Origin of the sequence: Pseudoalteromonas sp. 10-33, from assembly GCF_001469195.1 — a bacterium.
Classification (GTDB): Bacteria; Pseudomonadota; Gammaproteobacteria; order Enterobacterales; family Alteromonadaceae; genus Pseudoalteromonas.
In genome coordinates, this window is record NZ_LOFI01000024.1 from 311352 (window position 1) to 335229 (window position 23878).

Sequence of the window (23878 nt, forward strand, 5' to 3'; positions counted from 1 at the left end):
TACCTAATCATTCGAACTCGAAGTATAATACGCTAAATAAGAGGGTAAGATCAAGGCTAAAATTCAAACGACCACATTATAAAACATTTAAAATTAGAGATTTTCAATTTTAAACCAATGAGATAGAAACGATTATTGATAATTTATAAAATATTTAGATACGCTAACCATAATTAATACGTACTAATATTTTATAAACGGCTAAAATTAATTAGCAATAGTTGATTTTCCCGTGTATACCCCTTTAATAACAATTAATAACGTTATACTTTAAATAAAATCATAATAAGGAATTCTTAATCTATGTCAGCAATTTACATAGCCGGTATCGCACTTTGCTCTGTGCTTGCCCAATGGGTAGCCTGGGCATTTAGAGTACCCGCTATTCTTTTTTTATTGCTCACTGGCCTGTTACTTGGGCCATTTAGTGGTGTTTTAGACCCTGACGCACTTTTAGGCGACTTACTTTTTCCAGTTGTGTCATTGAGTGTTGCTGTTATTTTATTTGAAGGTGCTCTTACTCTTCACTTTAGAGAGCTAAAAGGGATTGGTAAAGTAGTCAGAAACCTTTGCTCCATTGGTATGATTGCAACCTGTGTTGTTATTAGTTTAAGTGCTTATTGGTTACTTGAGCTCAATTGGCGAGTTGCTGCGGTGCTCGGCGCTGTTTTGGTTGTAACGGGCCCTACAGTAATAGCACCGTTATTAAATTCCATGCGCCCTACTCAAGACATAGACCGCATTTTACGCTGGGAAGGAATTGTTATTGACCCAATCGGAGCATTATTTGCTGTACTGGTTTTTGAAGCTGTCATGCTTGTTGGGCAAGGAGAAGTATTAAGCCATACTGTTATCGCCTTAGTTAAAACAGTGGGTGTTGGCTTAACAATAGGTGTTGTAGCTGGCTGGGTGACAACCCAATTAATGCGCCGTGAGTGGCTACCGTTTGAATTACATAAATTTGGTATTTTAGCGCTGGTATTAATCAGTTTTTCTGTGTCAAATTACTTAAGCCACGAGTCAGGTTTACTGGCAGTTACTGTGTTTGGCATTTGGCTTGCTAATCAAGACGACTTAGAAATAGATTCTGTTTTAGAGTTTAAAGAAGACTTGTCGATGATACTTATCTCAACATTGTTTATCTTACTCGCAGCCCGTCTACAGCTTTCCGATTTAATGATGTTAGACAGTGATGTATTTATATTTTTAGCAATTGTGTTATTCGTAGCACGCCCTTTATGTATTGCTATCTCAACGTTTGGTACAGACCTGCCAATTAAATCTCGCTTAGTGCTCGCCTGGATTGCACCAAGGGGTATTGTAGCCGCAGCAGTTGGCTCGGTGTTTGCGCTGAGTATGATGGAAGCAGGTGTGGCCGATGCAGAAAAAATAGTCCCGCTTATATTTACCGTTATTATTATCACTGTGGTACTACAAAGCCTAACGGCTATACCTGTGGCTAAGCTACTCGGTGTGCGCCAACCATCGCCTAATACTATATTAATCATTGGGGCTAACCATGTGTCACGTGCAATAGGACGTGGTTTGAAAGAGCAAAATATTCCTGTACACCTTTCAGACCCAGCCTGGGAGAACTGCAAAATGGCGCGTATGGATGGCCTACCTTGCTACTACGGTAACCCACAATCAGAGCACGCTGAACGGTACTTACCGCTCACCACTATTCGAAGTGTTTTAGCGCTTTCACCAAACCGTCACCATAATGCGTTAGGTGTGCAATACTTTTCTCATTTACTCAATGAAAAAAACGTGTTTTCGCTACGCTCATCGACAACACATGCTAAAGCCAACAAAGACAGTGCAACTTTTTTATCGCGTCAAATTTTATTTGGTGATGAAGGCTCATATGCTCGTTTAAGCAGCGTGATTGCTAAAGGCGGAAAAGTAAGTGCTACACGTATTTCAGATGAGTTTAGTTGGGAGCAATACCAAGAAATGAACCCTGAGGCCATCCCTTTGTTTATTCTTAAAGGGGATAAAGACAGCGATGACGATACACCAGCTAAAGTAACACCATTTACAATTAATATGGAAAAACCACCACAAGAAGGTGAGCGAATTGTTGCGTTGCAACCACCTAAAATGTCGTTGTTAAAAGATCCACAGCCTAAAGACAAAGAACAAAGTTAAATAAAGTAATGTCCACAAAAAAAGCCCTAATTATGTTAGGGCTTTTGTTTTGTTAGATTTACAGTAACGCTTAATTAAGGTTTACTGCAGATTGCTATTACATAGGTAACCGTGCACGCTCTACGACACTATTTGGCATTTTTTGCGCCAGCTTCGTTAGGGCGCTTTCAATTTTCTTATGCGTTGCTTTATCTGCCACCATAGAATTAAATAACCAGCGGTACGCATCTTCAAAATCGCGTGGACTACCATAGCCATCATTAAACAACTTCACTAATCGCAGCTGCGCTTTTAAATTACCTTGCGCTGAAGCCTCGCGTAAATAGGTAATTGCCATTGCTTTATCTTGCTGTACTAACCTTCCAGTATCGTAATAGCGACCTAACTGCTCAAGCGCTGCCGCTAAACCTTGCTCAGCAGACTTTCTCATATAATACACACCTAGCTCTACGTTTCGCTCAACACACACGTTATAAGCAAGCATGTCGCCATATAAAAACTGATACGAAGGCAATGCCATTTTATTGGCTCGCGCTTCAATATCTTGAACTAGCTGGCAATCATCTGCCTTTACTCGCTGCAAATGTGCATTTTTATTTATAAGCGCAATAAGCTCTGATTCAGTGTATAACGGCACTGCGGCAGGCGATTCATCCGCTAACGTATTGGAAGATATAAATAAAGATATTGGCACTAACGATACAGCTAATACTGAATTTCTTAAAAATAGACGCATATTCACCACGTGCAAAAATAATCTTACCAAATAATATACAAAGATCGTTCCAAGGTGAATTTTAGATACAAAAAAAGCTGCATTAAGCAGCTTTTTTTACATTTTAGGTTATTACGCAAATGGGTTGCGAAGTACCATAGTTTCTACACGATCTGGACCGGTAGAAATAATATCAATTGGAACACCTGTGATTTCTTCAATACGTTTGATGTAATCAATTGCAGCTTTTGGTAAGCCTTCAAGTGAAGTTACACCTACGGTATTCTCAGACCAACCTGGCATTTCTTCATATACTGGTGTTACTTTCTCGTAACCTTCAGCAGCTAATGGTGTTACGTTTGTAACCGTACCATCTTCAAGCTGGTAGCCAGTACAGATTTTAAGTGTTTCTAAGCCATCTAAAACATCAAGCTTAGTTAAACAAAAACCCGAAATACTATTGATTTGAACCGCACGACGCATTGCTACAGCATCTAACCAACCAGTACGGCGAAGTCGACCTGTTGTTGCGCCAAACTCATGGCCTTTATCACCTAAGTGCTTACCAACCGGATCTTGCTTATCAAGACCATCGTATAGCTCTGTAGGGAAAGGACCTGAACCAACACGTGTTGTGTATGCTTTAATAATACCTAACACATAATCAAGGTTTAATGGACCAAAACCAGCACCAGTAGCAACGCCACCAGCTGTCGTGTTTGAAGATGTTACGTAAGGGTAAGTACCATGATCAATATCAAGTAATGTACCTTGCGCACCTTCAAATAAAATGTGCTCACCTGCTAAACGTGTTTGGTCTAAAAGCTCAGTTACATCAACAACCATTGCTTTTAAGATATCTGCAACAGCCATTGCATCATCAAACGTTTTTTGGAAATCGACAGCATCTACTTTGTAGTAATTAACTAATGTGAAGTTATGGTATTCAAGTACTTCTTTTAGTTTAGCTGCAAATAATTCTGGATTAAATAAGTCGCCTACGCGTAAACCACGACGTGCTACTTTATCTTCGTACGCTGGACCGATACCACGGCCAGTTGTACCAATTGGCTTATCGCCACGAGCAGTTTCACGGGCTACATCTAATGCTACATGGAAAGGCAAAATTAGCGGACATGCTTCACTTATCAAAAGACGCTCGCGTACTGGTACGCCACGTTCTTCAAGCATGCCAATTTCTTTCATTAGCGCTTCTGGTGATAAAACAACACCATTACCAATCACACATTTAACATTGTCACGTAATACACCCGATGGAATAAGGTGTAGAACCGTCTTTTTACCTTCGATAACTAAAGTATGACCTGCATTGTGGCCACCTTGATAACGAACTACTAAAGATGCTTTGTCCGTAAGGAGGTCAACTACCTTACCCTTACCTTCGTCACCCCATTGGGTGCCTAATACAACAACGTTTTTACCCATTGTAAATTCACTTAGAGAAAATTAGGACGAGATTTTACCAGAAAACCCAAGTAAAGATCACCCCTGTTCAGCTTATTTTTTCTGCGAAGAATTATTAAATTAAAATATGAGTAAATAACCACATATATAACAGTGATTTAAAGTTCTAGATTGTATTTAACAAAAAGCCCCGCATGTGCGAGGCTTTATATTTTAAAAGTAAAAATATAGTCTACTGCGCTTTAGCGCCTTTCATATACTGGAAGAAGTCACTGTCTGGTGAAAGTACCATAACATCTTGCTTACCTTTAAATGTTTTCTTATACGCTTCTAAAGAACGTACAAAGCTAAAAAACTCTGGGTCTTTGTTATACGCATTTGCATAAATAGCCGCAGCATCTGCATCACCTTGACCACGCACTGAACGAGAATTACGCTCAGCGTCTGCAAGCATAACCGTTACTCGACGGTCAACGCTTGCACGAATAGTCTCTGCTTTTTCCTGACCTTCAGAGCGGTGTTCTTTAGCAACAGCAGTACGCTCAGCGCGCATACGTTGATAAATTGAACTACTTACTTCTTGAGGTAAGTTAATTTGCTTAACACGTACATCAAGCACCTCAATACCTAACTCGCGAGCACTCTCAGATGCTTGAACTAATGCCTCTTCCATAAGCTCACTTCGCTCACCCGATACAATTTCACGAATTGTACGTGTACCAAAGTTAGTACGAAGGCCATTATTAACCTTTTGCTCAAGTAGCGTTTCAGCATATTGCTTATCGCCACGGGCACGCAGGTAAAAAGCACTAAAGTCATTAACGCGCCATTTAACAAACGAATCAACAATTAAGTCTTTTTTCTCACTCGTAACAAAGCGATCCGGCGTACCATCTAGCGTTTGTATACGCGCATCAATACGACGTACTTGGCTAAAAAATGGGACTTTCAAATGCAGACCCGGGCCATAAACAACCGCTTGATCATCGTTATCTTTTTGTACTTTACTAAACAATAGCACAATTGCTTTTTGCCCTTCAGGTACAACAAATACCGACGAGAAAGACATCACAATGGCAACTAGTAATATTACTAAACTAAAATTTTTCATTATGCTTATCTCCCTTAGTTAAAGCGATCGTTGTTAAAGCGGTCATTGCTGCTATTAACGGTGCTATTACGTGATGTATTTACTTTGTTTCTTAAGTCTTGAATGTCACTTGAGCTTGGTAGTGCAACACGTGTTGCTGTGCCTTGCTTTTCCATGATTTTATCAAGAGGTAAGTACATCATGTTATTACCACCCTTCACATCAACTAACACCTTAGAACTACTACCTAACACTTCTTCCATTGCATCAATGTATAAGCGTTCGCGGGTTACTTCTTTAGCCGCTAGATACTCCGGTAATAGTTTCTCAAAACGAGCAACCTCACCTTGTGCTTCTAATGTAATGCGCTCTTGGTAACCTTCAGCTTCTTGCGTCATACGTGTTACTTGACCACGTGCACGCGGTTCAATTTCACGCGCATATGCTTCTGCTTCACGGATGAAACGTTCTTCATCTTCTTGTGCTGCAATCGCATCATCAAACGCATCTTTGACTTCAGTCGGTGGACGAGAATCTTTAAAGTTAACATCAGTAACAATTAAACCAAGATTATATGGTTCGATTACCTTGTTAAGCTCATCCCATGTATTTTGACGCACCACTTCACGGCCGTTGGTTAAAACTTGGTCCATTTTTGCATGACCAACAACATAACGCAGTGCACTATCTAACGCTTCTTCTAAACTGCTATCAGCATTCGTTACGCTAAACTTGTAAAGGTATGGGTCAATAACACGGTATTGCACCTGAAACTCAACGCTTACCACGTTTTCATCTTCAGTAAGCATAAAACCAGACGCTGACAATGAGCGAACAGCTTCAATATCAACTGGGATAACCGTTTCAATAAATGTCATTTTCCAACGCAGGCCTGGTTCAGCAATTCGGTCATACTTACCAAATTGTAAAACAACACCACGTTCGGCTTCTTTAACCGTGTAAATACCACTTAACGCCCACACAATGGCAGCGATAATGAGGATAAATGAAATACCGGCTCCGCCAAGTCCGCCACCGCTTCCATTGCCGGATTTTTTACCGCCAAATAAGCCGCCGAACTTGTTACTAAACTTACGGAACACCTCGTCTAAATCAGGTGGGCCTTGATCACGTCCGCCTTTATTGCTCCACGGATCTTTGTCATTGCCATTATTACCCGGTTCATTCCAGGCCATAGCTATACTCCATTGTTATCTAAATAAATTAGGAAATTGTGTTAAATCTATCAAATCTACCGCGTTTCTCATACAAAAACCGACATTTAAACGTCAATTTTTAGTCTTAGTTGATAAAACCAACAATTTCAGGGCCAAATTCTTTAATTAAGCGATTCCATTCAACCATTGGCATCCTAACATCTAGCAGCCAATTACCTTGTTCATCAAATCGCTCTTCATGCACCGCATTTAAACTAAACAGTGAAGCCCTTAAACGCCCATATAAAGGAGTTAGCAAAAGCGTTTCACTAAACATTTTTTTAGCAAGCAACTCACTAATGGCTTCGCTTAGTAATTCACACCCTTCACCTGTTTGTGCAGACAACCATACTCTTATAGGTTGGCCTTCACTATCTCGATCAATACGCGGAGCAACATTATCAAGCGCATCAATTTTATTATAAATTAATAGCTGCGGGACGTCATCGGCTTCAATCTCTTTAAGCACCGATTGCACTTGCTCAATATTTTCTTTAATTCGCGAATCAGCAGCATCTATTACATGTAGCTGTAAATCGGCTTCACGTGTTTCGGTTAATGTAGCTTTAAATGCAGCCACTAAATCATGAGGTAAATGACGAATAAAGCCCACGGTATCAGCTAAAATCACTTGACCAACATCACCCAACTCCAGTTTACGCAGTGTTGGATCAAGCGTCGCGAAAAGCTGGTCGGCAGCATATACCTCAGAGTCCGTTATACGATTAAATAATGTAGATTTACCCGCATTGGTGTAACCAACTAACGATACCGTTGGAATTTCATTACGATTACGCGCGCGTCTACCCTGCTCACGCTGGACAGCCACTTTTTGTAGTCGTGCACGAATACTTTGAATACGTACGCGCAATAAACGCCTATCGGTCTCTAATTGAGTTTCACCAGGCCCACGTAAACCAATACCACCCTTTTGACGCTCAAGGTGAGTCCAACCTCGGATCAGCCGAGTAGACATATGACGAAGTTGTGCCAATTCAACCTGCAATTTACCCTCATGGGTACGTGCACGTTGGGCAAAAATATCAAGAATAAGGGTCGTTCTATCAAGCACACGGCACTGACAAACGCGCTCTAAGTTGCGTTCTTGTGACGGTCTGAGTTGATGATTAAAAATAACGACATCTGCATTGTGGATTTTGACAATCTCAGCTATTTCTTCTGCTTTACCGGTACCGACGAATAGTTTCGGATGTGGTGCTTGACGGCTGCCTTGCACAACCGCCAAACTACTAACACCAGCAGAAGATACCAACATCTCTAATTCATGAAGATCTTCACGATCTCCTTCTTTAGGTAAGTCGATATGAACTAAAATTGCCTGTTCGCCGGATTCATAGCGGTCAAACAAGCATTACGCTCCTAATTAAAAGTTTCCAGCTTCTGGTTCTTCAGTGTCATCGCTCCCTTGAACACCTTGGAAGTTGACTGCGCGAGCAGGTACAACTGTTGAAATTGCGTGTTTGTAAACCATTTGGTTTACCGTGTTTTCAAGTAAAATAACAAATTGATCAAATGACTGGATTTTACCTTGTAATTTTATGCCATTAACCAAAAAGATTGATACTGGAATGCGCTCACGACGTAGTGCATTCAAAAATGGGTCTTGTAACGATTGGCCTTTTGCCATGTTATTCTTCCTTCGTTCTAGGTGTTATTATAATTAAGTGGCTGAACTCATTTAATAAAGCTAAATCATATCCAACTACTACTAGCTTAGCGAACTTACTACATGATGCAAGTTTTCTTCATCGCCGGTTGTTAACCAAGTAACATCAGGCCAACTTCTCAACCAGGTTAATTGACGCTTAGCCAATTGCCGAGTTGCTGCAATACCTCGAAATACCATTTCATCATGACTTACTTCACCCGCAAGGTAATCCCACATCTGTCTATAGCCCACACAACGAATAGAAGGCATATTGTGGTGTAAATCTTTACGTAGATATAAGGCCGAAACTTCATTTTCAAACCCCTGATCTATCATTATTTTAAACCTTTCTTCAATTCGCTGGTGTAATTCACTTCGCTCTTGCGGCGCAATGGCAAATTGATGAAAAGTATACGGTAAAGGCGGCTGCTTTTGCTTTTGCAGTTCAGTCATTGTTTTACCGGTTAATCGATATACCTCTAGCGCACGGTTAATTCTTTGCGAGTCGTTTTCACTCATTTTTTGTGCCGCTTGTGGATCTACCTTTACTAGTTCTTGGTACAAATGTGGCCAGCCAAACTCACTAGCCTCTGACTCAAGTTGAGCCCTGATAGCCGGGTTTGCCTCAGGTAAAGGCGATAAACCATCTATAAGTGCTTTGAAGTACAACATTGTACCTCCAACTAATACAGGTACTTTACCTTGTTGATGAAATTCATCAATTTTTTTTATAGCATCGCGTCTAAAATCTGCAACAGAATACGTTTCACTCGGGTCAAGCAGATCAATAAGATGATGTGGAGCGCGAGCTAATTCTTCTGAATCAGGTTTTGCAGTGCCAATATCCATACCTTTATACACTAATGCTGAATCGACGCTGATTATCTCTGTATTTAAGTGTTCACACAAAGAAATAGCCAATGCTGTTTTACCTGCAGCAGTGGGACCCATTAAAAATATAACTGGTAATTGACTCAACACGAACACCCTAATTTAATTGCGCTAAATACTGACTTAGCTCTATTTTAACTGCTTTTTCACGCAAGCGTTCAATAGTTTCCGGATTATTTTGTAAGCGCATTTGTTGAGTTATAAATACATTGCTTGCATAAAAGCGCGGCGGTATACATTCAGCCTGCCATTTTAACCAGCTCTCTATGTTTTCAAGCGATTTTTTACATGCACTGAGCAGTTCGTCAATGGCATTACTTACATCAAGTAAATACAAGCATGAGGGCAATTTTTTAACCATAACAAATTGCTTTTCAATTACTAATTCAAAACCTAGCAGCGTGAACCACGATTGCTGTGCTTCTATTAGTAAACAATCCTCTTTTGATAAATTAACCCGTACAGGCAATAACAATGCTTTACCTTCAAGGCTCCCCTGCTCCTTAATTTGTTCATGCCAATCATCGACCATGACGTATTTAAAATGTGAGCAATAAAGTTGCTGCTGGGCACCAAAAACGCAATTTCCATCATTCAGGCTAATAATAGACACCCTATTCATAGTACTTTGCTTAGGTGCTAATGAATCTTGCTGAGCGGTTTGCGCCACCGCATCAAAGTGTGCTGCGTGTTGTTCACTCACTCCCTGATAAAACGCATTCACGTCTTGATGGTTTGCACTGGATGGAGCCCTGTACTCACCACCACTCTTTTTAGCCCCAGTAGCACCTGATGAGCCCGAACTAGCTGAATAACTTGGTTGTAACTGAGACTTAGGATAGTCGAAATTGCCACTGGCTTCGTCTTTAAATGTTGACGAATGCACAGCATGAGTAAAGGGAGGAAAATGCTCATCCGTTGTCATTACTGCTTCATTGTCAAACTCACCTTGTAATGGCACTACAACTTGCTTAATAGCTTGCAATATAAAGTCGTGAACTAAACGGCCTTGGTGAAAACGTACCTCGTGTTTTGCTGGGTGCACATTTACATCAACTTGGCGTGGGTCAATATCAATATAAATCACAAACCCAGGTAACTCTTGTATCCCACTCACTTCTTCAAACGCCTGACGAATAGCGTGTAATATTAGCTTATCGCGCATCATACGATTATTTACATACGTGTACTGCGTTGTATTAGCTGAGCCAACCGGTAAAACCCAGCCATGCAGTTGTAAACCAGCTTCTCCAGATTGAATATGGAGCCCTTGCTCTGCAAACGCTTTACCTGCAACTTGTGCAACACGCGTTATTGCTTGAGCGGGATCTGTTTTTGCACGGTATTGCCTAACTACTTTTTCGTTATGGGTCAACGTAATCGATACATCAAACCGGCTCAGCGCTATGCGCTTAATAAGCTCATCTATATGGGTAAACTCTGTTTTTTCGGTACGTAAAAATTTACGCCGTGCAGGGGTATTAAAAAATAAATCTTTCACCTCAATCGTTGTACCATCAGGATGGGCAATAGGCTTAACTTGTACAGCCATATCACGACCCTCTGCAAATGCTTGCCACGCAGCGTCTTGAGTTTTAGGTTTGGAGCTGAGTGTTAATCGCGATACTGAGCTAATTGAGGCCAATGCCTCGCCTCTAAAACCCAGTGAGCAAATATTTTCTAAATCATCAAGTGACTTTAGCTTGCTTGTTGCATGACGGGAAAGCGCCAGTGTGAGCTCTTCTTTACCTATGCCAGAGCCATTATCACGTATACGAATTAGCTTATGACCGCCACGCTCTATATCAATTTGAATACGCGTTGCACCTGCATCAAGGCTATTTTCAACAAGCTCTTTTACTACCGACGCTGGGCGCTCAACCACTTCACCTGCGGCAATTTGGTTGGCTAAACGAGCGGGTAGTATTTCAATATTCATGATATTTCCTAGCAAACTGCATGCTGATTTATGTGATTAACTTTGCGGTATGTCGAGCTCTTGACCAATAAAAAGCGTGTTTGAGCTCAGCTTATTTACTTTTTTTATTTTACTAATGCTCACCCCATAGCGATTTGCCAACATGCTTAAAGACTCGCCCGGACGTACTTTATGTTTGGTGGGGTATTGCGATTTTAGTTTTGCAAACAACGAATCATCCGGTGGATTTTTCAAATAGTAATTTTTAATGGACGTGAATATCGCTTTTGCTAAACGCTCTTGATGATTTGGGCTTTTTAGTAATTTTTCTTCTCGAGGGTTAGATATAAACCCAGTTTCGACCAAAATAGACGGAATATCAGGCGACTTAAGTACAGACAAACTAGCATGCTGCGGGTCTTTTTTATGAAGTTTAGCAACTTTACGAAGTTCTTTAACCACTTCTTCGGCAACGTTTAAGCCGGTTTTCATTGAATGATCCATCGACATATCAAGCAATGCTTGCGCTAAGTATTTCTCGTTAGCGGCATCTTTGATTACATCAGCCGCACCTCCCAGTAACTCAGAGTGTTTTTCCTTATCCTCTATCCATTTGGCCGTTTCAGAGTTGGCTCTACGCAGTGATAAAACCCAAACGGATGCACCATTAGGGCCTGGGCTTGTAAATGCATCAGCATGAATAGATACAAAAAAATCTGCTTTTTTCTGACGAGCTCGATGTGTACGTGTATTAAGTTTTACAAAGTAATCGCCGCTTCGTACCATTCGCGAAATCATGCCTCGTTCAGCGTCGATCATTCGTTCAAGACGTTTAGCAATTTGCAATGTAATCGTCTTTTCATATGTACCAGATGGCCCTATTGAGCCAGGATCTTCACCGCCATGCCCTGCATCAATAGCAATTACAATATCTCGCTCTTGGCTAAGTTGGCGTTTTTTAGCGGCTTTTTGTGCAGGTGAAGGAACCACCTTAGGTTCACTCTTATTATATAAATCAACCACAAGCCTATTTTTGTATGGCCCAGTAGGCGCAAGCGCAAATAGCACTGGTTTTACGGGTGCGCTTAGCTCAAAGACTAAACGAACGCTTTGCTTATTTTTGGGCTTTGAGTAACGTAATTTGCTAACAATTTGGTGCTTAGGTGGCACACCGGGTAGTACTTTAAGCTCTTTGGTGTTTTCTAGGTCAACTACTAAGCGGCTTGGGTTTTTTAGCATGAAATAACTGAAATCGGGTTTATCGTCTAAATCAAATACAACGCGTGTACTATCGGGAGATGGCCACACACGCACACTATTTATCGTGTTTTGTGCCCACAAAGAAAAACTCATGATAAAAACCATAAGAGAAACTGAGAGTTTAACTGCGCCTCGATTCATTTGATAATTACTGCCTTCACTATTTTATTATTTATTTTTTTAGTTTATCGACAATTGCTGCACCACGTTCACTGGTACTTTTGAACACAATCTTACGCTCGTCACCGACATAGCTTAGCGTTATATCTAAATCAGGCACAGGAATAAATTCCCCCCCCTTTTCCGGCCACTCTACAACACAAATAGCCTGTGGTGAAAAATAATCGCGTATTCCCATAAATTCGAGTTCTTCTGGATCACCTAAACGATACAAGTCAAAGTGATACACGTTAGCACGCTCAAGTTCGTAAGGTTCAACCAGTGTATAAGTTGGACTCTTAACTTTGCCTGTATGGCCAAAGCCTTGCACTACACCACGTGTAAACGTTGTTTTACCAGCGCCTAAATCACCATGTAAATAAATCACAGCACCTTGCTCAATAATCGCTGCTACTTGGTTACCCATTGCAACAGTTGCAAGTTCATCATTTAAATGAGATTCAAAACTACGGGTCATTACTACCTCAAAATTAACTTAAAAGCGCATATTGGCTAATCATACCAGATTATTTATTTATGGCGATAAATTGAAGTTTCAGGCATAAAAAAACCGGCCTAAGCCGGTTTTTATATTTTAGGAAGATTACAAACCTAACTTTTTCTCAAGGTAGTGAATATTAGTTCCACCATTTTGAAAATTCTCATCTGCAAGAATACGTTTATGCAAAGGCGTGTTTGTTTTAATCCCATCGATTACTAATTCGTTTAGTGCATTGCGTGCACGGGCAATAGCCACATCACGGTTTTCGCCGTAAGTAATTAGCTTGCCAATCATCGAATCATAGTGCGGTGGTACTGTGTAGTCAGCATAAATATGGCTGTCCCATCGAATACCTAACCCACCAGCTGGGTGAAAACGCGTAATTTTACCCGGTGACGGGATAAACGTTTCAGGGTCTTCAGCATTAATTCGACACTCAATGGCATGACCACGAATAACGACGTCGTCTTGCGTGAACGATAATGGCTGACCCGCTGCTATTTTTAGCTGCTCTTTGATCAAGTCGATACCTGTAACCATTTCTGTTACTGGGTGCTCAACTTGAATACGGGTATTCATTTCAATGAAATAAAACTCGCCGTTTTCGTATAAAAACTCAAACGTGCCCGCACCGCGGTAACCAATTTCAATACATGCACGTGTACAACGCTCGCCAATAAACTTACGTGTTTCAGCTGTTATGCCTGGTGCAGGAGCCTCTTCAACAACCTTTTGATGACGACGCTGCATTGAACAGTCGCGCTCACCTAAGTGAACCGCATTACCTTGTCCGTCGGCTAGCACTTGTACTTCGATATGACGTGGGTTTTCAAGGTATTTCTCCATGTAAACCATACCATTACCAAAAAACTGTTTAGCTTCTTGCTGCGTTAACGAAATTGAATTTACTAATTCAGCTTCATTACGCACTACACGCATACCACGGCCACCGCCGCCGCCAGCGGCTTTAATAATAACCGGATAACCAATGCGCTTAGCAATTTGCATGTTGCGTTCGTTATCGTCTGTTACAGGACCATCAGAGCCTGGTACACATGGAACGCCAGCTTTACGCATTGCGGCAATAGCAGATACTTTATCGCCCATTAGGCGAATTGTGTCGCCTTTTGGCCCAATAAATACAAAACCACTTTGCTCAACTTGGTCTGCAAAATCTGCGTTTTCTGCAAGAAAACCATAACCTGGGTGAATCGCTACCGCATCAGTTATTTCGGCCGCAGCAATAATGCGCGGTATATCTAAATAACTTTCTGTTGCTGATGGCTTACCAATACAGATGGTTTCATCTGCAAGCAATACATGCTTAAGATCGCGATCCGCCGTTGAATGAACAGCAACCGTTTTGATCCCAAGCTCTTTGCAGGCGCGCAATATACGAAGTGCTATTTCACCTCGGTTTGCTATGACTACTTTATCTAACATTAGAGTTGGCCTTTTACGTTATGCTATTAGTCAATGATGAATAGAGGTTGGTCAAATTCAATTGGCTCGCCGTTTTCAGCTAAAATTGCGCGTACAGTACCCGCTTTATCAGCTTCAATTTGGTTCATCATTTTCATGGCTTCAATGATACATAAAGTATCGCCTACATTAACTTTAGAGCCCACTTCTACGTAAGCAGGTGCTTCTGGAGAAGATGCTGAGTAAAATGAGCCAACCATAGGTGATTTAACCTGATGACCCGTTGGTGCAGCAGGTGCTGCTTCAACTGCTACAGGTGCTGCTGGAGCTGGAGCCTGCTGTGCAGGAGCTGGTGCATATTGTTGTGGAGCAAATTGTGGGTAAGCTGGACCCGCGCTCATGTTATTACGGTTTATGCGTACTGACTCTTCACCTTCAGTGATTTCTAGCTCAGCAATGCCCGATTCTTCTACTAATTCGATCAGTTTTTTTATCTTGCGAATATCCATTACACGACCCGCCTGTTAGTTTGTTAGTGTGTTAATTTTTAAAATTAAATTGCGTTTTGCGACCGGTTAACTGCTGCATTTAATGCTGCGTGGTAACCCATTGCACCTAATCCACATATAACGCCTTGTGCCACATCTGAAAAATAAGAATGATGGCGAAAAGCTTCACGTGCGTGCACATTACTCAAGTGCACCTCATAAAACGGAATATCAACACTTAACAATGCATCACGTAATGCAACGCTTGTATGCGTAAATGCTGCGGGGTTAATAATAATAAAATCAACCACTTGCCAAGCATTATGAATTCGTTCTATGAGCGCTTGCTCACCATTACTTTGAAAGTGCGTAAGTTCAACATTCAGACTATTAGCGGTATCTGTTAGTTCGCTCATAATCTCGCTAAGTGTTTGCGTACCGTACTTTTCTGGTTCGCGCTTTCCTAGCATGTTTAAATTTGGACCATTAACAACTAAAATCTTTAATTTTGCAGCCATAATACGCGATATACCCTCTAAGTAATGAGTTAAGCCATTGCCAGCTATTTTTTCACTTTAAACTAAGCATAAAAAAGCTAAATTGCAACATTTTCTCACGTTAGCTGGGTATTATAGTGATTTCGACGTAAATAACAGCAAAATACTGGTCCAATCACTATTATGGGTACATTTTGAAAGGTATGAAGAACAAAGCCACTTAGTAAACTTAAGTGGCTTTATTGCACTATTATTGTGCGCTGGCACGCACTGTAGCAAGATGTTTAGCAAAATCGTCAGCATTTAAAAAGCCCGTCACACGCAACGCACTTAGCTCTTGTCCTTGAGTATTAAAAAATAAAATACTCGGTAAACCGAATACGTCATACTCTTCCATTAGCGCTATGGTTTTGCTGTCACTTTCAGTTAAATCGATTTGGATTAACTGATAATGACTAAACTCTTTTTGCACTCTTTCATCAGGAAAGGTGTAATGTTCAAACTCTTTACATGCCACACACCAGTCGGCATACAAGTCGACCATAACAAGTCGGTCTTGTTTATTTGCGTCAGCAATCGCGACTTTTAGCTCGGCTAAATTGGCAACGTGTTTAAACTCATTGTTTTGTGAACTTGCTTGAATTTGTACAGGCCAAAAATAGTCTTTAGCTAAGCTAAAGCCAGTAAATACCAACAACATGGCCGCGAACCATAGCGCTGTTTTTAATTTACTTTGCTGTTGACTACTTTGCCAATGGTGTAAGTACAAAGCAGCAGCTAACGCCAATATACCTGCCATAAGTAATATAATGTTGGCACTGACCAAGCGCTCTAATAATATTAGCGGAACTACCAACATCACAAAGCCAAATAACGTTTTAACTTGCTCCATCCAACCACCCGCTTTAGGCAGTAATTTACCGCCCGATGTACCAAGCAATAATAAAGGTAGCCCCATCCCTAAACTCAATACATACAACGTCAAGCCGCCCACTAAGTAGTCACCACTTTGCGCAACGTATAATAAAGCGGCTGATAGCGGCGCCGTGGTACAAGGGGATGCAATTAAACCAGATAATACCCCCATCAAAAATACGCCAACATAATTGCCGCCTTTTTGATTATTACTTACCTGCGTGAGCTTACTCATCATGCTGCTAGGGAGTTTTATTTCGTACCACCCAAACATCGACATAGCCAGTAATACAAATAATAAGCTAAAGCTAATAAGTACGTAGGGATGCTGTATATACCCCTGTACTTGCCCACCTAATGCTGCAACAACTAATCCAAGCGCCGCATAAGTTACCGCCATACCTTGTATATATATGAACGAAAGTGCAAAGGCTTTTTTAGTTGATAAGTTTTTTTGCCCTGCAATTAAACTCGACAATATAGGAAACATTGGGAACACACACGGCGTAAAAGCAAGCCCAACCCCCACTGCAAAAAATACCAATAAATTAATCGCTAAACTTTGGCTAGCGAGTTGTTCTGTAAAAGTAAGGTCTTTTTTGAGTGCTGCGGCATCTGGTTGCGATGTTGAATAGGTTAATGCGCTTGCGGTACTAGACGGTGCTGCACTTTGCGATTGCTCGCCCGCAATAACACTTAATGGAATTGAGATAACTTCTGGCGGGTAACATAGCCCAGCCTCAGCGCAGCCTTGATAACGCACCTTTACTACAGCGCCTTCATTGACGTTACTCAGTTTGCTGATAATACTAACGCTTTGAAAAAATACCTCTGTTTTACCAAAAAATTCATCTTCGATAATTTCGCCATCACCTAAGTTTCCTACTTCAATGCTGGCGTCTTTAGCGAGTATTTCTATTTTTTGTTTATATAAATAGTAACCTGGCGCAATATCCCACCCAATAAACAAGGTGCGGCCTTGCTGATCAAAGTCAAACTCAAACGCTTGTGTTACCGGTAAAAAGGTTTGCTGCGTGGGCGCTAATAAATCGTTAAGCACATTATTTGGTGTAGCCTTCGCAGGGGCTATTAATAATGTCACTAATAGCAAAAACAAAAAGCGCATTAATGTAATACCTCATCCATCCAATTAAAATAAGCTAAGTTTCCGGTTGTTATGTCAATAACTTGTATTTCGGGTACTTCGTAACTATGCATCGCTTTTATCGTTAAAAACACATCGTTCATTTTCTCTGTTTTGGTTTTCACTAGCATTTTAACTTCTGTCATTTCTTTCACCTCACCTTCCCACATATAAATAGAAGACATTTCGGGTAAAATATTTACACACGCAGCCAGCTTTTTTTCTACCAAGGCTTTGCCAAGCATGCGTGCTTCAGCTTCGTTTTTACAGGTAGTAAAAATTAATTTAAATTGTGTATTCATTATGAACCTTTACTTGTTGAACGATGTCTAGCTTCATAGTATCTGATAGGTAAGCCAATGTGTAGAAATCCAGTTAAATGACACTACCTACTCATTAAACTTGAAAAGAGACCTATCAACCCTCACTTATATTTCATCAACTCTTACGAGTACCCTATTTAGAGAGCATTATGTTTAGATTTTTATTTGTGTTGTTTATTATCATTCCTATTATCGAAATCGCATTGTTAATTCAAGTCAGCGACGTAATAGGCGGTGTAGCGACTATTGCATTGGTTGTTATTACTGCAGTTTTAGGCGCTAAAATGGTTAAGCAACAAGGCATGGGCGCACTACAAAATGCGCAAACGCAAATGGCGCAAGGCCAAATGCCTGCTAAAGAATTATTTACGGGAATATGCGTTATTATTGCCGGTGTACTACTGTTAACGCCAGGCATTATGACAGACGTTTTTGGCTTACTTTTATTAACCCCTGCAATTCGTAATAAATTAGCTGCAGGCCTTGCAAGTCAAGCAACTGTACGAATGAGTGCGGGTATGCAACAAGGCGCTTCACCTTATACTCAACAACCCCATTCAATGCGTGACCAACATCAAACCGAACAACCAACAACCATTGATGGTGAGTTTGAACGAAAAGATTAAAAAATTATCATTTTTTCTCTTGGAATTTTTCACTCTACCCCCATTAATGAATGCAAATTAGAAAAGCTTTTTTCTGTACTGTTCAGAAACTGTTAGGAGAACTAAAAAACATGAACATTCGTCCTTTACAAGATCGCGTAATCGTTAAACGTCTAGAAGAAGAAACAAAATCTGCTGGCGGTATTGTATTAACTGGCTCTGCAGCTGAAAAATCAACTCGCGGAGAAGTCGTAGCCGTAGGTAATGGTCGTATTTTAGATAACGGTGACGTTAGAGCCTTAGAAGTAAAAGCCGGTGACACTGTGTTATTTGGCTCATATGTTGAGAAAACTGAAAAGATCGAAGGTCAAGAGTACCTGATCATGCGTGAAGACAACATTTTAGGCATTGTGGGCTAAGCCTACTTTTCGTTTAACACATATTTAAGAATTTAGAGGAATTTAAAACATGGCAGCTAAAGAAGTACTTTTTGCAGGCGACGCACGCGCTAAAATGCTAACGGGCGTAAACATCCTAGCAAACGCAGTAAAAGTTACATTAGGTCCTAAAGGCCGTAACGTTATACTAGATAAATCGTTTGGCTCTCCAGTGATCACCAAAGATGGTGTATCTGTAGCAAAAGAAATCGAACTTGAAGACAAGTTTGAAAACATGGGCGCGCAAATGGTTAAAGAAGTTGCATCTAAAGCAAATGATGCAGCAGGCGATGGTACAACTACCGCTACAGTACTTGCACAATCTATTGTTAATGAAGGCCTTAAAGCGGTTGCTGCAGGCATGAACCCAATGGATCTTAAGCGCGGTATCGACAAAGCAGTCATTGCGGCTGTTGCAGAACTTAAAGCGCTTTCAGTTCCTTGTGCTGATACTAAAGCTATCGCTCAAGTAGGTACTATTTCAGCTAACTCTGATAAAGAAATTGGCGACATCATTGCAGAGGCAATGGAAAAAGTAGGCCGTAATACAGGTGTTATTACCGTTGAAGAAGGCCAATCACTTGAAAACGAACTAGATGTTGTAGAAGGCATGCAGTTTGACCGTGGTTACCTATCTCCTTACTTCATCAACAACGCTGAAAAAGGCGCCGTTGAATTAGATAACCCATTTATTCTACTTGTAGATAAAAAAATATCGAACATCCGCGAGCTATTACCAACGCTTGAAGCCGTTGCTAAAGCAAGTAAGCCACTACTTATTATTGCAGAAGACCTTGAAGGCGAAGCACTTGCAACATTAGTAGTGAACAACATGCGCGGTATTGTTAAAGTATCAGCTGTTAAAGCACCTGGCTTTGGCGACCGTCGTAAAGCAATGTTACAAGATATTGCTGTATTAACTGGCGGTACTGTTATTTCAGAAGAAATTGGCCTTGAGCTTGAAAAAGCAACGGTTGAAGACCTAGGTACAGCTAAGCGCGTTGTTATCACTAAAGACGATACAACTATTATCGATGGTGCTGGCGAAGAAGAAGGCATTACCGGTCGTGTTGCTCAAATTAAAGCACAAATTGAAGAAGCAACATCAGACTACGATAAAGAAAAACTACAAGAGCGTATGGCTAAACTTGCCGGCGGTGTTGCAGTAATTAAAGTAGGCGCTGCGACTGAAATTGAAATGAAAGAGAAAAAAGACCGTGTTGAAGATGCTTTACATGCAACTCGCGCAGCGGTTGAGGAAGGCGTAGTACCTGGTGGCGGTGTTGCCCTAGTACGTGCAGCTAGCAAGCTAGTTGAACTACTTGGCGACAACGAAGATCAAAACCACGGTATTAAAGTTGCACTTCGTGCAATGGAAGCCCCACTTCGTCAAATCGTAACTAACGCTGGTGATGAAGCATCTGTTGTTATTAACGCAGTTAAAGGCGGCGAAGGTAACTACGGTTACAATGCAGCAACTGGCGAATACAACGACATGATTGAAATGGGTATCTTAGATCCAACTAAAGTAACGCGCTCTGCACTACAGTTTGCAGGTTCTATTGCGGGACTAATGATCACAACCGAAGCTATGGTTGCTGAAATCCCTAAAGATGAATCTGCTGGTGCACCTGATATGGGTGGCATGGGCGGAATGGGTGGTATGGGCGGCATGATGTAATCATCACCGTTTAAGCACCTTGCTTATATAAAAACCCAGCTTTTGCTGGGTTTTTGCTTTTTAGTACACTTGTTATTGATATTGTCTAATTTACAACCATGTAGTAATAACGTGTAAGCAAAAAAAACATCACCATGGACATACTTAATAGTAATGGAATTACTTTTTTTACGGTGCTTGTAACCATAGTATCGGCATTGCTGCTTTTAATTATTTGGCTTTTGTTAAAAATGATAATGTGGGGCAAAAGCATGTCAAAAGGGGCATATCTATTTTTAGCGTTTTTCCCGTTTATCTCATTGATGCCTATTCCGCCACCTACCTACGAAAATGTTCAAAAAGCTAAACAAGAGCAAAGAAAACGTAAAGAAGACTCAGGCGACCCGCCGGATGAAGAAATAGAATAAATGATTACGTTTATTAGCTAACAATAGACAAGTACTTGCGAAACACTGTACATTTATTATTAATAATTTATGAAGTTAATTACTAAATGCAGCAACGTAAAAAATTTAAAAACCCTTATATAGGGATAAGCAAAGAAGATTTTGTTGAGTTAAGCGGTAGTAAAAAAGAATTACTGACGGCCGAAATAGAACAGGCTGACAATAAAGGAGAGTCACTCGCTTACTTTAGAATTGATGGTGACTTTTTCTATGATGATATTTATTATTCGGCTGATATTTTAGTTCCGAAAACACATTGGTTAGACTCTCGCGATGAAAATCAAAAAAAACTCTGGATAGCTGTTATTTACAACGTACCTTACGGTGAGTATTTAGATGCAGAGTTTGATTTTAATAAAATTGAGGACCCTAACTTTGGGGTAGTAAAACCTGTATTGGTTAGTGAGCTCAATAAAAGCGAGCTCGCCTATGAAAAAGTAAAGCGCCTAGAGATGTTTTCTAATATTGAAAAAGCAGCGACGGAAGATAAACTCCTTCAGGCAGAAAAAGATCTCATTCTGACCAAGCTTTTAAGCAAAGTGACTAAACACTAATCTAATGAAAGTCAGTTTAACAGCCGTCTTACTATGCTAAATAAATCGGAGGGTAGCATACCCCGCTGCCCGTCTCGCTCACTGGCGATATCACCGGCTTTAGCGTGCAGTGTTACACCATAGCGCGCGGCTTCATCAATATTTAAACCTTGAGCCAGTAAGGCACCAATAATACCAGTTAGTACATCGCCACTACCACCCACGGCCAGTGCCGGATTGCCGTCTTCACACACCCACGTGTTTTCTGCATTATCAATTAAGGTGCCTGCACCTTTTAATACGCAAGTCGCATTATAGCGCTTTGCACACAGTCGGGCATTTTCAAATCTATTAGATTCAATTTCCTGAGTCGTTACACTTAATAGCCTTGATGCTTCTCCTGGGTGTGGTGTAAGTACGCATTGCTTTAACGTGTAAGATGAGGTTTGTTTAGCTAATAAATTTAGCGCATCGGCATCAATAACCAGTGGTATGCTATTAGTTTGGCAATAATATATGACCTCTTCAAACGTGTGTTGTGCCCATTTATTTTGCCCAAGGCCGGGCCCTATTACCACACTACTAGACCATTCAAGCGCTTGTTGTAGGTCGCCACTGCTTACCATCAATTCTGGCCTACCAATGCTTACAGGTACTACAGAACTTGAATGCGTATATACTTTTACCATACCCGCTCCTGCTCTAAGTGCAGCTTCACTGGTTAATCGGATTGCACCGGCCGTTCCCTCATTGCCGCCTACACAGAGGAGTTTACCATGAGTTCCTTTATGGCTATTTAGGTTACGCGCACCAAGCTTTTTAAAGCTCTTAATATTTATAAGTGTGCCGCTTTAAGTAGCGAGCTCAAAAAATGCAGGTCCAATATTTAGATCGTCAAATATTAACTCCCCGCAATGTTGTTTACCTATAGCCGTTGTTAGCCCCTGCTTAATAGCAACAAAGGTTATTGTTTTACTTGCTTGTATAGCAATACCTAAAGGTTGGCCAGTATCTGCGCTGATACCTGAGGGTACATCTATACTCAATACAGGTTTATTACTGGCGCTAATTTCATTAATAATTTTAGCAAAATTATCGCGAACCGAGCTTGTGATCCCTGTACCTAGCATCGCATCTATAATTAAATCACTTCGGTTTAATAACTCACTCGTATAAGCATTAACTTCACCGCCTTCATCACGCCATAACTTAAACGCTTTTGCAGCATCTCCTGTTAGTGCTTTTTCAGGGTTAACGGCACACAAAGTTACTCGCTTACCCGCTTGCTTAATTAGGCTCGCGCTAATATAACCGTCCCCAGCGTTATTACCATGTCCTACAACAACTAACGTATGCTGTGCATTAAAGTCTTGCCAAGCGTTGAATACAGCGTTCCCAGCGCGCTGCATGAGGGTAAATAACTCACAATGGCTATTTTTAGCAGCCAGTGCCTCGTTATCCCTAACTTCTTTTGCAGTAAATATTAGTTTATTTAGCATGAAGACCCCTCTAATAAGTGACACCCTACCTTATCAAATACACATATCAAGCGGCTAGTTTTGTGAGCTTTTAATCGAGGTAAGTTCGTTTATTAAAACGCACTAAAGATCACATATTTATCCGGGTCAAACAACTGAAAACTAATCACTTTTGTTCAGGTATTAAAAGCTTAAACGCTAAATATTACTCATTGAACGTTGCTACAAAGCACCTACGCCTGAGGTAAAAGCTCCACCTTCACGTGAGGCAAATTACAGGCATTAAAAAACCCGAGACTAAGCTCGGGTTTTTTTAGTATTAATTAACTTAAACGTTAATTATTACTCTACGATAGTTGCTACAACACCAGCACCTACAGTACGGCCACCTTCACGGATAGCAAAACGAAGACCTTCATCCATCGCGATTGGTGCGATTAGAGTTACTGTCATCTTGATGTTATCACCAGGCATTACCATTTCTACGCCTTCTGGTAACTGTACGTCACCTGTTACGTCAGTTGTACGGAAGTAGAACTGTGGACGGTAACCTTTGAAGAATGGAGTATGACGACCACCTTCATCTTTAGAAAGTACGTATACTTCTGAAGTGAATGTAGTGTGTGGGTTGATTGAACCAGGCTTAGCTAGTACTTGACCACGTTCAACGTCTTCACGCTTAGTACCACGTAATAGTGCACCAATGTTCTCACCAGCACGACCTTCGTCAAGAAGCTTACGGAACATTTCAACACCAGTACAAGTCGACTTAGTAGTCTCTTTGATACCAACGATTTCAACTTCGTCATTCACGTTGATGATACCCGCTTCAACACGACCAGTTACAACTGTACCACGACCTTGGATTGAGAAAACGTCTTCGATAGGCATGATGAATGGCTTATCGATGTC

Annotated in this window: 22 protein-coding genes and 1 pseudogene; 6 read left to right on the top strand and 17 right to left on the bottom strand. The window is 40.9% G+C overall.

The genetic code is table 11. The features are described from left to right. The first annotated feature begins 303 nt into the window (after positions 1–303). On the top strand, positions 304–2151 hold the full coding sequence (locus ATS76_RS13835; RefSeq protein WP_058552588.1) for a cation:proton antiporter: 1848 nt from the start codon (positions 304–306) through the stop codon (positions 2149–2151). Positions 2152–2248: 97 nt separating this feature from the next. On the opposite strand, the gene ATS76_RS13840 is transcribed toward ATS76_RS13835, so the two are convergent. The 15 genes from ATS76_RS13840 to cutA form a co-directional block, all read right to left on the bottom strand. Further along, complete coding sequence (locus tag ATS76_RS13840; RefSeq protein ID WP_058552589.1) at positions 2249–2887, bottom strand: tetratricopeptide repeat protein; 639 nt, start codon at positions 2885–2887, stop codon at positions 2249–2251. A 111-nt stretch (positions 2888–2998) separates the two neighbouring features. Then, a complete protein-coding gene (locus ATS76_RS13845; RefSeq protein WP_008128387.1) occupies positions 2999–4312 on the bottom strand; it encodes an adenylosuccinate synthase in 1314 nt (437 codons plus the stop codon). Between the two features lie 211 nt (positions 4313–4523). Continuing rightward, positions 4524–5402 (bottom strand): protease modulator HflC, encoded by an 879-nt coding sequence (hflC, locus tag ATS76_RS13850; RefSeq protein WP_058403820.1) that lies wholly within the window; start codon positions 5400–5402, stop codon positions 4524–4526. A gap of 14 nt (positions 5403–5416) precedes the next feature. Next, a complete protein-coding gene (gene hflK / locus ATS76_RS13855) occupies positions 5417–6577 on the bottom strand; it encodes an FtsH protease activity modulator HflK (RefSeq protein WP_058552590.1) in 1161 nt (386 codons plus the stop codon). Positions 6578–6683: 106 nt separating this feature from the next. Continuing rightward, complete coding sequence (gene hflX, locus ATS76_RS13860) at positions 6684–7967, bottom strand: ribosome rescue GTPase HflX (RefSeq protein ID WP_006791240.1); 1284 nt, start codon at positions 7965–7967, stop codon at positions 6684–6686. A 15-nt stretch (positions 7968–7982) separates the two neighbouring features. Then, a complete protein-coding gene (gene hfq, locus ATS76_RS13865; protein ID WP_006791241.1) occupies positions 7983–8246 on the bottom strand; it encodes an RNA chaperone Hfq in 264 nt (87 codons plus the stop codon). An 81-nt stretch (positions 8247–8327) separates the two neighbouring features. Next, positions 8328–9245, bottom strand: a complete 918-nt coding sequence (miaA, locus tag ATS76_RS13870; RefSeq protein ID WP_058552606.1) for a tRNA (adenosine(37)-N6)-dimethylallyltransferase MiaA — start codon at positions 9243–9245, stop codon at positions 8328–8330. 10 nt (positions 9246–9255) lie between these two features. After that, the gene (gene mutL / locus ATS76_RS13875; protein WP_058552591.1) at positions 9256–11097 is read right to left on the bottom strand and encodes a DNA mismatch repair endonuclease MutL; all 1842 of its coding nucleotides are present in this window, start codon (positions 11095–11097) and stop codon (positions 9256–9258) included. 36 nt (positions 11098–11133) lie between these two features. After that, a complete protein-coding gene (locus ATS76_RS13880; protein WP_442960106.1) occupies positions 11134–12429 on the bottom strand; it encodes an N-acetylmuramoyl-L-alanine amidase in 1296 nt (431 codons plus the stop codon). Between the two features lie 79 nt (positions 12430–12508). Next, positions 12509–12973 (bottom strand): tRNA (adenosine(37)-N6)-threonylcarbamoyltransferase complex ATPase subunit type 1 TsaE, encoded by a 465-nt coding sequence (tsaE, locus tag ATS76_RS13885; protein WP_058552593.1) that lies wholly within the window; start codon positions 12971–12973, stop codon positions 12509–12511. A gap of 126 nt (positions 12974–13099) precedes the next feature. After that, entirely contained in the window at positions 13100–14440 is a 1341-nt protein-coding gene (accC, locus tag ATS76_RS13890; RefSeq protein ID WP_058403826.1) for an acetyl-CoA carboxylase biotin carboxylase subunit, read from the bottom strand. Positions 14441–14466: 26 nt separating this feature from the next. Beyond that, the gene (accB, locus tag ATS76_RS13895; protein WP_058552594.1) at positions 14467–14928 is read right to left on the bottom strand and encodes an acetyl-CoA carboxylase biotin carboxyl carrier protein; all 462 of its coding nucleotides are present in this window, start codon (positions 14926–14928) and stop codon (positions 14467–14469) included. A gap of 44 nt (positions 14929–14972) precedes the next feature. Continuing rightward, a complete protein-coding gene (gene aroQ, locus ATS76_RS13900) occupies positions 14973–15425 on the bottom strand; it encodes a type II 3-dehydroquinate dehydratase (RefSeq protein ID WP_058552595.1) in 453 nt (150 codons plus the stop codon). 229 nt (positions 15426–15654) lie between these two features. After that, positions 15655–17445 (bottom strand): protein-disulfide reductase DsbD, encoded by a 1791-nt coding sequence (locus ATS76_RS13905; protein WP_058552596.1) that lies wholly within the window; start codon positions 17443–17445, stop codon positions 15655–15657. Then, positions 17445–17765 carry a divalent-cation tolerance protein CutA gene (cutA, locus tag ATS76_RS13910; RefSeq protein WP_058403829.1) on the bottom strand — a complete coding sequence of 107 codons (321 nt, stop codon included), beginning with the start codon at positions 17763–17765 and terminating at the stop codon, positions 17445–17447. The genes ATS76_RS13905 and cutA overlap by 1 nt, the downstream gene beginning before the upstream one ends. 170 nt (positions 17766–17935) lie before the next feature. Between cutA and ATS76_RS13915 the strand changes: the two genes are divergently transcribed. The 5 genes from ATS76_RS13915 (at position 17936) to ATS76_RS13935 (ending at position 21509) form a co-directional block, all read left to right on the top strand. Beyond that, positions 17936–18412 (top strand): FxsA family protein, encoded by a 477-nt coding sequence (locus ATS76_RS13915; protein ID WP_058403830.1) that lies wholly within the window; start codon positions 17936–17938, stop codon positions 18410–18412. A 110-nt stretch (positions 18413–18522) separates the two neighbouring features. Beyond that, on the top strand, positions 18523–18810 hold the full coding sequence (locus ATS76_RS13920; protein WP_006791252.1) for a co-chaperone GroES: 288 nt from the start codon (positions 18523–18525) through the stop codon (positions 18808–18810). A 49-nt stretch (positions 18811–18859) separates the two neighbouring features. Continuing rightward, positions 18860–20509, top strand: a complete 1650-nt coding sequence (groL, locus tag ATS76_RS13925; protein ID WP_058552597.1) for a chaperonin GroEL — start codon at positions 18860–18862, stop codon at positions 20507–20509. A 251-nt stretch (positions 20510–20760) separates the two neighbouring features. Next, a complete protein-coding gene (locus ATS76_RS19315; RefSeq protein ID WP_201023508.1) occupies positions 20761–20916 on the top strand; it encodes a hypothetical protein in 156 nt (51 codons plus the stop codon). Between the two features lie 86 nt (positions 20917–21002). Further along, positions 21003–21509, top strand: a complete 507-nt coding sequence (locus ATS76_RS13935) for a hypothetical protein (protein WP_058552599.1) — start codon at positions 21003–21005, stop codon at positions 21507–21509. Between the two features lie 11 nt (positions 21510–21520). Here ATS76_RS13935 and ATS76_RS13940 read toward each other — a convergent pair. Together ATS76_RS13940 and ATS76_RS13945 are read right to left on the bottom strand one after the other, a co-directional pair. Further along, positions 21521–22987: pseudogene (locus tag ATS76_RS13940) on the bottom strand (NAD(P)H-hydrate dehydratase). A gap of 321 nt (positions 22988–23308) precedes the next feature. Continuing rightward, positions 23309–23878: EF-Tu/IF-2/RF-3 family GTPase (locus ATS76_RS13945; protein WP_268795541.1), on the bottom strand; the 570-nt coding region annotated here is incomplete at its 5' end.